At 50.8% G+C, this 12,697-nt stretch carries 12 protein-coding genes; 7 read left to right on the top strand and 5 right to left on the bottom strand.

Features of this window, described 5'->3' with window-relative positions; genetic code table 11:
- Positions 1-39 precede the first annotated feature (39 nt).
- From folE to ACO0K4_RS15090, 4 genes are all read right to left on the bottom strand, one after another.
- The gene (folE, locus tag ACO0K4_RS15105) at positions 40-756 is read right to left on the bottom strand and encodes a GTP cyclohydrolase I (RefSeq protein WP_422957462.1); all 717 of its coding nucleotides are present in this window, start codon (positions 754-756) and stop codon (positions 40-42) included.
- A gap of 111 nt (positions 757-867) precedes the next feature.
- Positions 868-1,089, bottom strand: coding sequence for a cysteine-rich CWC family protein (locus tag ACO0K4_RS15100; protein ID WP_422957461.1), 222 nt, complete (start codon positions 1,087-1,089; stop codon positions 868-870).
- A complete protein-coding gene (locus ACO0K4_RS15095; RefSeq protein ID WP_422957460.1) occupies positions 1,086-1,298 on the bottom strand; it encodes a zf-HC2 domain-containing protein in 213 nt (70 codons plus the stop codon). Before ACO0K4_RS15095 ends, ACO0K4_RS15100 begins: the two co-directional genes overlap by 4 nt.
- A gap of 28 nt (positions 1,299-1,326) precedes the next feature.
- A complete protein-coding gene (locus ACO0K4_RS15090) occupies positions 1,327-1,896 on the bottom strand; it encodes a sigma-70 family RNA polymerase sigma factor (RefSeq protein WP_422957459.1) in 570 nt (189 codons plus the stop codon).
- 120 nt (positions 1,897-2,016) lie between these two features.
- Here ACO0K4_RS15090 and argB point away from each other — a divergent pair, with 120 nt between their 5' ends.
- From argB to slmA, 3 genes are all read left to right on the top strand, one after another.
- Complete coding sequence (gene argB, locus ACO0K4_RS15085) at positions 2,017-2,940, top strand: acetylglutamate kinase (protein ID WP_422957458.1); 924 nt, start codon at positions 2,017-2,019, stop codon at positions 2,938-2,940.
- A 169-nt stretch (positions 2,941-3,109) separates the two neighbouring features.
- Complete coding sequence (locus ACO0K4_RS15080) at positions 3,110-3,820, top strand: pyrimidine 5'-nucleotidase (RefSeq protein WP_422957457.1); 711 nt, start codon at positions 3,110-3,112, stop codon at positions 3,818-3,820.
- A gap of 12 nt (positions 3,821-3,832) precedes the next feature.
- On the top strand, positions 3,833-4,408 hold the full coding sequence (slmA, locus tag ACO0K4_RS15075) for a nucleoid occlusion factor SlmA (RefSeq protein WP_422957456.1): 576 nt from the start codon (positions 3,833-3,835) through the stop codon (positions 4,406-4,408).
- Here the strand turns inward: slmA and ACO0K4_RS15070 are convergent.
- Positions 4,377-5,699, bottom strand: a complete 1,323-nt coding sequence (locus ACO0K4_RS15070) for a diguanylate cyclase domain-containing protein (RefSeq protein ID WP_422957455.1) — start codon at positions 5,697-5,699, stop codon at positions 4,377-4,379. The two genes, slmA and ACO0K4_RS15070, sit on opposite strands and share 32 nt — an antisense overlap.
- 262 nt (positions 5,700-5,961) lie before the next feature.
- On the opposite strand from ACO0K4_RS15070, the gene pabB reads away from it, so the two are divergent.
- The 4 genes from pabB to ACO0K4_RS15050 all read left to right on the top strand — a co-directional run bounded on the left by pabB (position 5,962) and on the right by ACO0K4_RS15050 (position 12,686).
- Entirely contained in the window at positions 5,962-7,770 is a 1,809-nt protein-coding gene (gene pabB / locus ACO0K4_RS15065; RefSeq protein WP_422957495.1) for an aminodeoxychorismate synthase component I, read from the top strand.
- 239 nt (positions 7,771-8,009) lie between these two features.
- Complete coding sequence (locus ACO0K4_RS15060) at positions 8,010-10,049, top strand: TonB-dependent receptor plug domain-containing protein (RefSeq protein WP_422957454.1); 2,040 nt, start codon at positions 8,010-8,012, stop codon at positions 10,047-10,049.
- Complete coding sequence (locus ACO0K4_RS15055) at positions 10,039-10,590, top strand: YfiR family protein (protein WP_422957453.1); 552 nt, start codon at positions 10,039-10,041, stop codon at positions 10,588-10,590. The genes ACO0K4_RS15060 and ACO0K4_RS15055 overlap by 11 nt, the downstream gene beginning before the upstream one ends.
- Positions 10,591-10,601: 11 nt before the next feature.
- Entirely contained in the window at positions 10,602-12,686 is a 2,085-nt protein-coding gene (locus tag ACO0K4_RS15050; protein ID WP_422957452.1) for a putative bifunctional diguanylate cyclase/phosphodiesterase, read from the top strand.
- The last annotated feature ends 11 nt before the right edge of the window (positions 12,687-12,697 follow it).

Genomic DNA, 12,697 nt, shown 5'->3' with positions numbered 1-12,697 from the left:
CGTATTGGGAAAGACAGATTGTCGGTATTGCGCTACCGGTCAACGCTTGATCAGGGATAGAAATTCACGGCGCAAATTCGGATCCTTTAAAAAAGATCCGTGCATGACGCTGTTGATCATTTTTGCATCCATGTCTTTGACGCCGCGCCAGTGCATACAGAAATGGTCTGCTTCCATCACAACGGCAAGACCATCCGGTTGCATTTTTTCTTGCAAGGTGTCGGCTAGCTGTACTACCGCTTCTTCTTGAATTTGCGGCCGGCTCATGATCCATTCGGCGATCCGGGCGTATTTTGACAAACCAATCAGGTTCGAGTGTTCGTTCGGCATGACACCAATCCAGACCTTGCCGATGATCGGACACAGGTGATGCGAGCAGGCACTGCGTACTGTGATCGGTCCGATGATCATCAGCTCATTCAGGTGTGATGCGTTCGGGAATTCGGTGACCGGTGGCATGTTGACATACCGGCCTTTAAAAATTTCATTCAGATACATCTTGGCGACACGGCGCCCAGTGTCTTGTGTATTGTGATCACTGTCGGTATCGATGACCAGACTTTGCAGTACGCCTTTGAGCTTTTCTTCGACCTCATCAAGCAACTGATCCAGTTCGCCAGGTTGGATAAACGCGGCGATATTATCGTTTGCGTGGTAGCGCGTTTTGCTGGCCACAATACGTTCGCGGATGCGTTGCGAGATGGGAACGACGGGGATATTAACAGGGGTAAGTTCAGTTTTCTGATCAGATGGCATATTGGATGTCCGGGATGATGTCTGTTTCAGGCAAATTGATGAGGAATACCGGTCCTCCTCTTTTCTTTTTGCCTGAGATACTGGATGACGGTGCAGAACGTCATCAAAACGCTATGGTAACTGAATTGCGGATATCGGGTTTTGCAGCGCTTCACGCTCCGCTTTCCACTCTGGCAAACACGCAGGGCAGAAGCAGCGTGCGTCTATATCCAGTTTGCCATCGGGTAATTTCTCAAAGGCGATTGGGGGTATCGCCGTACACCAGCAGTCTTTGCCCGTATTGTCGGCCATGGCGCAGGTGAACACGGATTGGCAGCGTGGACAAGTGCTCATGATGTGCGGTCTTGATCGTTGCTATCGTCCCGCAGCGGCAGCTTGCGCATTGCACGACGTAGTAATTGCATTTGCCCGTTAAAATTGGTGCAGCCATCGCAGACAGATAAATGCATTTTCAGACGCGCACGCTCTCCCAGGCTGAGATGCCGGTCTAAGCCTTCGGACACCATCTGATGGGCCTGTTTGCAGGTAATAAGTAATCGCATGATTGATCGGTTTTTATTGTAATAAGTGCTAAGTTTTATTCGCAAACCAGTTCAAATCCAGGCATTCACGTAAGCGCAGTCTGGCGCGATAGAGCAACACCCATAAGTTAGACGTGGTCAGCGCCAATTCCTTACAAATTTCTTCGGTTTCTAATTCCAGCCATTCGCGCATCATGAATACCCGTGCTGTATTAGCAGGTAATTTCTCCAGGCAGACTTCAAGTATACGAAAAAAATCTTTTTGCTCCAGGCTGGCATCAGGATTGCCCCAGGCTTTAGGCGGTTCCTGAGTATGGCCATTTTTGGTAAAGAGACTGTCGATTAAATCGGCTTCGGACTCATCGTCATCTATTTGCAGGCTGATTTCTTTATTTGCAGCGCGCAGGCAGTCAATAATCTTGTACTTTAATATACCCGTGACATAGGTACGTAAAGACGATTGCCCGGCAAAGCTATCTGGTTTTTCAAGAACCGCCAGCAAAGCTTCCTGGACAGCATCTTCTGCCTGAGAATCATTGCGTAGTTGCAGCATCGCGAAGCGAAACAAGACCGGGCGCATGGCTTCTAGTTGTTGATGCAGAGACGATAGTGATGTCATTTTTTAAATTTATTCGTGGTATTCACAAGAGAGACGGCGTAAATCCTCAGCTCGCTGCCTGAGCAGGGAGTTTTCCCTGTAAAATTCGGGAAACTTCCATGCATATAGGATACTTTTATTATGAGTAGTGTAACCGACACAGCAGCGTCCACAGACGATAAATTGGCAGGTGTTGCGCCTGAGATCAAAGCAGAAATTCTCGCAGAGGCCTTGCCATATATCCGTAAATTCCACGGGAAAACCATCGTCGTCAAATACGGTGGCAATGCCATGACAGAAGAGCGCCTGAAACATGGTTTTGCGCGTGATGTGATTTTGCTCAAACTGGTCGGGATGAATCCGGTTGTCGTCCATGGCGGTGGTCCGCAAATTGATAATGCACTCAAAAAAATGGGTAAGCAGGGTACCTTTGTCCAGGGTATGCGTATCACCGATGAAGAAACTATGGAGGTCGTGGAGTGGGTACTCGGTGGTGAAGTGCAGCAAGACATCGTCATGCTGATCAATCACTACGGCGGTCAGGCAGTTGGCTTGACGGGTAAAGACGGTGGCTTGATCCGTGCCAAGAAAATGATGATGGCGGATAGGGAAAAGCCGGGCCAGTTCCTGGATATCGGCTTTGTCGGTGAGATCGACGCCATCAATCCGGCTGTCGTGAAGGCGTTGCAGGATGATGCATTTATTCCTATTATTTCACCTATCGGCTTTGGTGTAGACGGTCAGGCATACAATATCAATGCCGACGTCGTCGCAGGAAAAATTGCAGAAATCCTGAAGGCGGAGAAGCTGATCATGATGACCAATATCGCCGGGGTACAAGACAAGCAAGGCAATCTGGTGACGGATTTGTCGGCACGTGAAATTGACGAGATGTTTGCTGACGGTACTATTTCTGGCGGGATGTTGCCAAAAATTTCCTCTGCACTGGATGCGGCGAAATCTGGCGTGAATACGGTGCATATTATCGACGGCCGGATCGAACATTCCCTGCTGCTCGAAGTGCTGACCGAGCAGGCATTTGGTACGATGATACGCAGCCACTAATTTTGCATAGAAACGTGCATAAAATTGTGTGCACAGAAAAACATGCGTATGCGTAGCGGGTATGTAATCGCGTAGTGACAATATTCAGGCTGAGTAAGTCAATTAAACCAATAAACTGGGCGGCTATCCGCCCTTTTTCTCTTTGATGGCGCTATGAAGCTATGAAGCTATGAAGCAACGTTCCCCGCTCTGGTTGTTTGATCTTGATAACACCTTGCATAATGCCAGCCATGCGATTTTTCCTGCGATCACGCACAACATGAACGTGTTTATGGCGGATCTGCTGGGCGATGGCATTACACCGGCTGATGCAGATACTGTCAATGCGGCAAGGCAGCTGTACTGGAAACGTTATGGTGCGACCTTGATGGGATTGGTGCGTCATCATGGCGTAAAAGCCGATCATTTTTTACACGAAGCACATCGCTTTGAGCATCTAGCTGATATGATTCGCGCCGAACGCGGATTGGGGCGCTTGTTAGAGCGTTTGCCGGGGCGAAAAATTTTGCTCACGAATGCACCGCGACAGTATTCACATGAGGTCGTGCGGCACCTGGGTTTGCACCGGCATTTTGCCGCGCATATACCGATTGAGTCCATGCGGGTGCATGGGCAATTGCGGCCGAAACCCTCGGTACCCTATTTGCTAAAACTACTGGCGAGACAAGGTGTGCACCCGCGAGACTGTATATTGGTTGAGGATACGGTGAGTAATCTCCGTGCCGCCAGGCAGATCGGGATGCGTACGGTGTTGGTGACGGCGTACTTGCCAGCCGACAGTTTGTCGCAGAAAAAAATGTATGCCTGCGTCGATGTCAAAGTAAAATCAGTACTCGATTTACCCGATCACGTTCATCGTTTATGTTCAGCGCACCTCTAAAAAATCAATAATATGGCAACTACGAAACCTGGTGAGCGTAAGCTACAAATCTTACAAACTCTGGCGGCAATGCTGGAAAATCCCAAAGGTGAAAAAATCACGACAGCCGCTCTGGCGGCCCGGCTCGATGTATCCGAGGCGGCTTTGTACCGGCATTTTGCGAGCAAGGCGCAGATGTTCGAAGGACTGATTGAATTTATCGAGGGATCGGTCTTTGGCCTGATCAATCAGATCAGTCAGCAACAAGAGGACGGTATCTTGCAGGCACAGGCAATTGCGCTGATGTTACTCAATTTTGCCGAGCGTAATCCTGGTATGACGCGAGTGCTGATTGGCGATGCTCTTGTCAATGAAGACGAGCGCTTGCAGCTACGTATGAATCAATTTGCCGAGCGGATTGAACTCGCCTTCAAGCAATCACTGCGCCTCGCCAGTACGCAAGGAAGCGCTCTGGAATCTGAAGTTATACCGCGCGCTAATTTGCTGGTGAGTTTTATCATGGGGCGCTGGCACCGTTACGCCAAAACCGGCTTTAAACACTTGCCTGGCGAGCAGGCTACTGTGCAGCTAAGCGTGTTGCTGGGGTAGCCGGTCCCAGATTCGCAGCGCGAGCTGTAAAGATTTTCCAGGTATTCGTGCCGGAGAATTTTGCTTCTTTCAAGGCGAGATCCGTATTGTGTAAAAACAGACGTTGCTCCTTGCCGTGCAAAGGGCAGCAGGCCACACCGACGCTGGCAGTGACCACCAGTTTTTTGCCACGTACAATCAGTGGCTCGCGTACAGCCTGCACCAGACGTTCGGATAAGGTTTGCGCCATCTCAACACTGCCTATATTCGGCAGTATCGCCGCAAATTCATCGCCATCGACCCGGCACAGTGTATCGGTATTGCGCAATACATTGCACAGACGATTCGCCATTGTGGTCATGATGAGGTCGCCCGCATCATAGCCATAGGCATCGTTCAGCGACTTAAAATGGTCGATGTCAATAAATGCCAGTGCGGCTAGCTGATTCGATTCAACTGCGTCTTCGACGCAATTCGTCAGCAGACGATGGAAGAAATGCCGGTTCGGCAGTTTGGTCAGGCTATCGTGATTCTCCAGAATCGACAGACGTTGTTCGGCCTCGCGACGTTGATGCGCCTCACTCTGGATGTCGGATTCCCAGACTTCAATATGCGCCATAATTTTATTAAAATGCTGGCTCAGACTGCCTAGTTGCTTGCTCTCAGGATGCTGCACACGCAGCGTGTAGTCCTCCGAGTTGGCAACTTGCTCCGCGACCCGTGATAGTTCGATGATCGGTGCTAAACGTTGCACCTGGCGCTCGGTCAGCAGGTAGACACTCGCGACCGTGCTGACGATCAGCAACAGTATTCCCATGACCAGATGTAACCAGAAGTCTTTATAAATCGAATCCAGACTCACATGCATCTGAATCATACCGATGACTTCCGCACCATCCATGACAGGCACGGTGGCGGCCAGGTAAGACGATTGCAAACTCGTCTGGGCGTGGCTGGCAGGCGTAATGGTCGCAGCAGGATCGGGTCTGACGAAGTGTGACATGCGGTTCCAGCTGATCTGGGGTACGCCTTTATTGTCAAATACATGGATACTCAGAACATTGCTTGCGGTACCTGCATTGAGTATCAGTTTGCGCGCCTGTTTCTGGTATTCGATATTCAGATTGTCATCGAGATTAGCTGCCAGTACATTCGCTTTATACAAAGTCTCGGCACGCAGATTTCTTTGCGCCATGTAAGTCGAAAACAGCAAAAACAACACTAGCACGGACGACAGTACGATCGTGATCGCGGTCAGGTTGTCGTGGAGTAGTTTTTTTGCCAGAGGTAATCGGAGGAATGCTGTTTGCATTATCTTGTCTATTATTTGAGTTATTTTGAACGACATTATCGACCAATAAGTGTTAGCGGTGTTGTTCTTACTGAGGTCAGTATAAGATTTTGTTATTTTTATTGCAATAAAAATAATTGCATCACTCATGCGCTGAATGGCGTCTGCGAGTAAACTCCTGCGCATCTTCGTTTGTCTGGAATGATCAGTGTCTTTTTTGCCCCACAAGTTACCTGCATGTTTTGCCTTGCTTGATGATGCACAGTCGCCGGACGACGGTGTGATGTCAGGTTCATCTAGCTCGTCACGTTTATACACGGACCTTATCAGGGTGCTGACCTGCCATGACGCGGTAACCTGGCATTTGCTGTGGCAAGAGCTGGAAGTCGCTTTGCAGCAGGGACAGTATGCGGTTGCTCTGTTGTCGTATGAGACAGGAGCTGTCTTGCAAGACATCGATTCGTGGAGTGATCAGCCGCTACCATCCAGGGTCTTGTTATTTTTACGTTGTGAGGTTGTGAGCCAGGCGCAGGTTCGTTGTTTGCTGGAGACGTCGGCCAAGGCGGAGGACGGAGGCACTGAGGTAGCCAGCGTTGCAGGTATTGCCGGTATGCGCAATAGCGTAGACGAGACGCAATTCAGCAAAGCCATCGATCAGGTGCGTGCCTACATTGCAGCCGGAGACACTTATCAGGTGAATTACACCTATCGTCTGCATTTTGATGTGTATGGCTCGCCCCTGAATCTGTATCGCCGCTTGCGCCAGCGTCAGCCTGTGCCATATGGTGCTTTGATTTGCCTGCCTGATGGCGAGGCAATATTGTCACTCTCGCCGGAGTTATTTGTCCGTCATCAGGCCGGACATTTGTATGCTAAGCCGATGAAGGGCACGGCTGCTGCGACTGGCGATGAGACGCAGGATGCCGCATTGGCAAAGGCGCTGGCGGCGGACGTAAAAAATCGTGCCGAGAATCTGATGATCGTCGATTTACTGCGCAATGATCTCGGGCGTATTGCGGTGCCAGGGTCGGTCAAGGTGCCCGCTTTATTCGAGGTCAGACGTTTTTCCAGTGTTTTGCAAATGACGTCCAGTATTGAAGCGGAGTTACGCGAAGGTACCGGACTCGATGCCGTCTTATCGGCTCTGTATCCCTGCGGCTCTATCACCGGCGCACCAAAGCGCAGAACCATGCAGATCGTGCGTGAGCTGGAGACGGCGCCGCGCGGCCTATATACCGGTGCCATAGGCTGGTTCGACCCACCGCAAGCGACGCATACTCTTGGCGATTTTTGCCTGTCGGTACCGATACGCACCTTGCATTTACCCGCATCAGATAATTTGTTTGTGCGGCCTGCCGTCATGGGTGTCGGTGCCGGCATCGTGCATGACAGCGTAGCCAGAGACGAATTTGCAGAGTGCCAGTTAAAAGCCAGATTCCTGAGTGGATTGGCACCTGAATTCGACCTGTTTGAAACCATGTACGCCACTCACGCCGAAGGCTGTCGCCATTTGGCGCGGCATCTGCAACGCCTGCGGCAGTCGGCAAATTATCTGGGTTTCAGGTTTGATGAAGATGCAATCACGCAGTCTTTATGCGCCTTTCAGGCCGATTTGCCGCCACAAGGCGCTCACCGCCTGCGTCTGGCACTTCAGGCTGATGGTCAGGTAGCGATACAGAGCGCTGCGCTACTGTCGTTGCCAGCGCGTGTGAAGGTACTGCTGGCAAGCACTTCCACACATAGCAACGATCTGTTTTTGCGCCATAAAACGACGGTACGCCAAACATACGACCAGGCCTGGAAGGCCGCCGAGCAGCAAGGCGCATTCGATATGCTGTTTTTCAATCAGCACGGGCATTTGACCGAGGGCGGGCGCAGTAATGTGTTCGTCCGGAAAAATGGCAAATGGTTGACTCCGCCGCTCAGCGACGGTGTCTTGCCAGGCATCATGCGCGCTGTCTTGCTCGACGATCCGCAGTGGCAGGCCAGCGAAGCGCATCTGTGTATCGATGATGTACGCGATGCCGAGGCGCTTATTCTGTGCAATTCCCTGCGTGGCGTGATGCCAGCTGACCCGATATTCTCACTGTAGTGAAAATATATTAGGCCATACAATTCTTCTGCCTGAGAAAAAAGAATGTTGTATAGTAATATTGCTACTGCTGTCATCTGTGCTGCAAAAAAATGGCTTGAATTCCTATCTCGACCCGAACAATTAAATTTGTTTACAGATAAAACTGGTGTTGTTTAATTGGCAAAAAGCCAGTTGTTAGAGTAATATAATTCCACCAACTGGCAGAGAACAACACTATGAATGTTGCAGAGTCATGCATGTCCCGCTTGCCCCTTCTTTTCCTTCTCGCGGGATTTGCTTCTGCTTTTGCCTCACAACCCGCATCGGCACAAGCTGCCAGCACAGCGGGTACTAGCATAGAAGACCTCAATGAACTGTCGCTTGAAGACCTGATGAAGGTGCAAGTGCGCAGTGCCTCTAAGTACGCACAAAGCGTGAGTCAGGCGCCTTCGGCCGTGCAGGTGATCAGTGCAGAAGATATCCGTCGTCACGGCTGGCGCACGCTGGCCGAAGCTCTGGACAGCTTGCCAGGTATGTATGCAAGTTCGGATCGTGCGTTTGCCTTTGTCGGTGCCCGGGGTTTTATGGTGCCGGGGGATTACAACATGCGGTTCTTGCTGCTGTTGGATGGACAGCCGCTGAACGATAATTTATATGACCAGGCCAATCTGGGACACGAGTTCCGTATTGACATGGGACTGATCGACCGGATCGAATATGTACCTGGTCCAGGCTCATCAATTTATGGTGCCAACGCGATGTTTGGCGTGATCAATGTATTGACCCGCAGCGCCAAAAATTTGCCCGCGCTAAGTGCCGGTATGCAATGGCAAAGCGATGGCTGGCGCGAGTTACATGCCGTCGCCAGCAGACGGTCTGATGGCGATATGCCTGATCTCGTCATGTCAGTGAGTCGCGCCGATAAGCTGGGACGGGATCTGCAATATCCCGGTGCAGCGGGGCTGCTGACCAGCAATGGCAAGCCTTCGCCCGATGGCATGACGCATGGACTGGATATGCTGACGGTCACGCGACTATTTGCCGGACTCAAGCAGGGCGGATTTGCCATGTCTGCGTGGGCTGCCCGGCGCGATGTGCATCCCTCGTCCGCGCTGTATGGCAGTAATTTTGATGATGGCCGCCTGCATTTGATCGACGGCAGTTATGGCCTGATGAGTTCGTATCAAAAAGCATTGACGGCTGCCACCCAGGTGGATGCGCGTTTTGCTTATCAGCGTATTACCTACCAGGGCGACGCCCCTTATACGGATTCCGTCGCTGGCAGCTATGTTAATCGTGACGAGGCCAAAGGTAGCTGGCTTTCTGGTGAGGCCAGACTCATGTATACCGGATTGGACGACCACAAATGGATTGCCGGAATTGATTTTCAAAGCGATCTTGACGCCATTCAAAAAAATGCCGATATCAGCGTCTCGGTGAATACGCCTTTGTCGATCAGCACGCCGGGTAAGCGTTACGGTTTTTACTTGCAGGATGAGTGGAATTTTCTGCCTGACTGGCGTTTAAATGCGGGTTTGCGCGCAGACAGAAACAGCTATAGTCAATTTCATACGAGCCCCAGACTGGCCTTGATCTGGAATGCCAGTCCCGACCTGAGCCTAAAGCTACTGGGAGGGCGTGCCTACCGCGCCGCGAATGCCTATGAATCTGCGTATGCACGCGACCAGGTATATCTGGCGAATCCCAAACTCGCGCCTGAGACGATACGTACCTTAGAAGCCATAGCGGAATATCAGATTAATACGCATCAGGAAATGGGATTGTCCCTGTTCGATTATCGCTTGTCCGATCTGATACGTCAGGTCGATCTGGGCGGCGGTCTGTTTCAATATCAAAATCATCCCAGCGTTACCGCGCAGGGCGTGGAGTTATTTCATCGCCTGCGAGCCAGGGACGGTCTGGTCGTCAACACCAGTCTTGCCTTTAATCGTAGTCGCGATATGAGTGGTATGAGCTTGGGAAACAGTCCGCGCTGGATCAGTAAACTACGCGCCAGTCGTGCGCTATGGAATGACAACTGGATTGGCGGACTTGAGTTCAATGCGCTGGGACCGAGGACGCTGGATTGGCGCGGCACACGCACTGCGATGGGCACGCAATCAGTGCTGAATCTGACGCTGAATATCACTAAATTATTGCCTGGTCTGGATCTGCAATTACGCGTCGTGAACGCACTGGACCGGCGGATTTTATATCCTGCCTCAGACGAAGCGCCTACCAGCACCTTGCCCGGCGACGGCCGGCAATGGCAACTAGGATTGAACTATGCGTTTTAAATTGCGCAGGCAATTTTTGAGCTATCTCACATTGGCTGCATCGCTGCCCTTGTGCACTGCCTCACCGGTACTTGCCGACGAGGTGGCAGATGCGCCTGAATACGCGCTGAAGGCTGTTTATCTGAATAATTTTGCGTTATTTACTGACTGGCCTGAATCTACTGATGAGACTCTGGAGTTTTGCGTATTCGGTAAAGATCCGTTTGGACGCTTTTTAGAGAAAGCAGCGCAAAAAAAAATTCGTGGTAAAACCATCCATATTCGCCGTGCAGTGAGTGGTGCTGACCTCAAAAATTGTCATTTATTGTTTATCCCTTCTGCCGAAAAAGAAAATTTCAACCGGATCGCATCGTCTATCAGTCAACAAGCCATTCTCACCGTGACAGAAACATCGTATGTCGATGAGAAATTCCCGAACGTCATGATTGTCATCGTGCAGGACGGTAGTAACGTCATGTTTGATGTCAATCAGAATGTCGCAAAAACGGCAGGATTGACCCTGAGTTCCAAGCTGTTGCGTCTCGCGCGTAATGTTAAATGATGGATAAAGCGATGACGACTAAGCCGATGATAAAAAAAACGCTGGAAAAAAAACTGATGCTGGTGAATCTGCTGGCCTTCAGCTTGGCATCTTTTTTTGCGGTGGCGCTGATCGTGTCTTATCTGTGGATGACGGCACGCACCGATCTGTTGCGTAATACCGAAATCGTCGCCCAGGTCATTGCACAGAACAGCGCACCGGCATTTTTATTTAAAGACGCTAAAGCTGCACAGGAGGTCGTGCGTGCGCTGGCGCAGGATACCAATGTTCTGGCCGGTGAGTTGCGCTACCCGGATGCGACTTTGTTTGCTTCGTATGTTCGTCCGGTGAGTCCTGACCAACCATGGCAGATTAGTGATGCACCGGAAACCACGCCCTTACAAACCGTCGAGTCACGTTTTTATTCGCGTTACCTGATTGTGAATACGCCTGTCATGGCAGAAGAGCAGCAGGTAGGTAGCCTGCAGATGCATGTTGATTTGACGGCGACATATCAAAGAATTGCCGGACTGGTGACGGTGATTGTACTCGCGACGCTGGCAGCAGTATTGCTGGCAGGGCGGCTACTTAAGCGCTATCTGCGCCGCATCCTCAATCCTATTCAGCAGCTGGTTTTGCTGATGCAAGAGGTGTCCGGTAACGATGACTATAATCAGCGCGCCCTGATTCCTACCGATGATGAAATCGGTACGCTGGGTGAAAGTTTTAATTTCATGATTGAGCAGATCCAGCGTCGGGATATGGCAATCGGCAAGGAATTAGTTGAGCGTAAGCGGGCAGAAATCCAACTCGATCATATCGCACATTACGATAGTGTGACGGGGCTGCCGAACCGGCATTTCTTTAATCGTCGTACGAGAGAGCTGGAGCATCGCGCTAAAAATTCGGCCAAATTCGGCCTGCTGTTTATCGATCTCGATAACTTTAAATATGTGAACGACACCTTTGGTCATCGCGTCGGTGACCTGTTGCTGATCGCCGTGGCAGACCGTTTGCAAAAAACCTTGCGATCGAATGATCTGGTGGTGCGGCTGGGAGGTGATGAATTTGCGGTGCTGCTCGATAATCCTAAAAGTACCGATGACGCTTTGCGTCTGGCGGAAAAATTATTGGCGTTATTAAGTCAGTCATTTTTGTGCGAGATCCATGAATTTAATGTCGGCGCTTCCATTGGTGTAGCAATGATGCCTGATCATGTCAGTACATTTGAAGACCTTCTCAGCTCGGCCGATGCGGCGATGTATGAGGCGAAAGCCTTTGGCAAAAACAATGTCCAGTTGTGGAAGCCCGCGATGTCTAAGCGCACTTTACAGCGCTTCACGATTGAATCCGGTTTGCGCAAGGCGATTGAAAATGCCGAGCTTGAAGTGTATTACCAGCCAATCATGGAACTGGCGACCAATAAAGTCGCGGGGATGGAAGCCTTATTGCGCTGGAAGCATCCGAGCCTGGGATTTGTCTCTCCGGCGGAATTTATTCCGATTGCCGAAGAGAGCCAGTTGATCGTGACCATAGGCGAATGGGTATTGCATCAGGCCTGTACGCAGATCAAGCGGTGGGAGCAGCAATTTGGTCCTCTGTTCGTTGCAGTGAATGTCTCTGCAAGGCAGTTCCGTCAGCCCGGGTTTGCCGACAGTGTTGAGCGCATCGCCCGGGAAAATGACTGTCCGCCGCATTTGCTGGAGCTGGAATTGACTGAGACGATGCTGATGTCGCAGACGGCGGAGACTCTGGCGATTTTGACGGATTTGTCCAGCCGTGGTTTTAAGTTGTCCCTCGATGATTTTGGAACAGGCTATTCCTCACTGGCCTACTTAAAACGCTTTCCGATTCATAAGTTAAAAATCGACCGGAGTTTCGTCTCGGATTTACCCGACGATAAAGATGATGCCGCGATTGCGCAGGCGATCGTCTCTCTGTCAAACCATATGGACATGCGGGTCGTCGCAGAAGGTATTGAGACCCGGGAGCAGGCAGAATTTTTACGGGGGCTAGATTGTACTTACGGACAGGGATTCTTGTTTAGCAAGCCTCTACCCGCGCCACAATGCGCCGACTTTGTTGAGCAAAATTTACGTCCCGCACTCAGCACGTAAGGGACTCAAAC

The organism is Undibacterium sp. RuTC16W, assembly GCF_049339445.1.
In the GTDB taxonomy this organism is placed as follows: Bacteria; Pseudomonadota; Gammaproteobacteria; order Burkholderiales; family Burkholderiaceae_D; genus Undibacterium.
Note: the sequence above shows the minus strand (reverse complement) of the source record. Positions and strands in the feature narration are given on the sequence as shown.

What these genes read in the sequence shown, in the direction of transcription:
- ACO0K4_RS15090 (WP_422957459.1), bottom strand. Translation starts at nt 1,896, where the DNA reads ATGACATCACTATCGTCTCTGCATCAACAACTAGAAGCCATGCGCCCG.
- ACO0K4_RS15055 (WP_422957453.1), top strand. Translation starts at nt 10,039, where the DNA reads ATGCGTTTTAAATTGCGCAGGCAATTTTTGAGCTATCTCACATTGGCT.
- slmA (WP_422957456.1), top strand. Translation starts at nt 3,833, where the DNA reads ATGGCAACTACGAAACCTGGTGAGCGTAAGCTACAAATCTTACAAACT.
- ACO0K4_RS15095 (WP_422957460.1), bottom strand. Translation starts at nt 1,298, where the DNA reads ATGCGATTACTTATTACCTGCAAACAGGCCCATCAGATGGTGTCCGAA.
- folE (WP_422957462.1), bottom strand. Translation starts at nt 756, where the DNA reads ATGCCATCTGATCAGAAAACTGAACTTACCCCTGTTAATATCCCCGTC.
- ACO0K4_RS15070 (WP_422957455.1), bottom strand. Translation starts at nt 5,699, where the DNA reads ATGCAAACAGCATTCCTCCGATTACCTCTGGCAAAAAAACTACTCCAC.
- ACO0K4_RS15060 (WP_422957454.1), top strand. Translation starts at nt 8,010, where the DNA reads ATGTCCCGCTTGCCCCTTCTTTTCCTTCTCGCGGGATTTGCTTCTGCT.
- argB (WP_422957458.1), top strand. Translation starts at nt 2,017, where the DNA reads ATGAGTAGTGTAACCGACACAGCAGCGTCCACAGACGATAAATTGGCA.
- pabB (WP_422957495.1), top strand. Translation starts at nt 5,962, where the DNA reads ATGTCAGGTTCATCTAGCTCGTCACGTTTATACACGGACCTTATCAGG.
- ACO0K4_RS15050 (WP_422957452.1), top strand. Translation starts at nt 10,602, where the DNA reads ATGACGACTAAGCCGATGATAAAAAAAACGCTGGAAAAAAAACTGATG.
- ACO0K4_RS15100 (WP_422957461.1), bottom strand. Translation starts at nt 1,089, where the DNA reads ATGAGCACTTGTCCACGCTGCCAATCCGTGTTCACCTGCGCCATGGCC.
- ACO0K4_RS15080 (WP_422957457.1), top strand. Translation starts at nt 3,110, where the DNA reads ATGAAGCAACGTTCCCCGCTCTGGTTGTTTGATCTTGATAACACCTTG.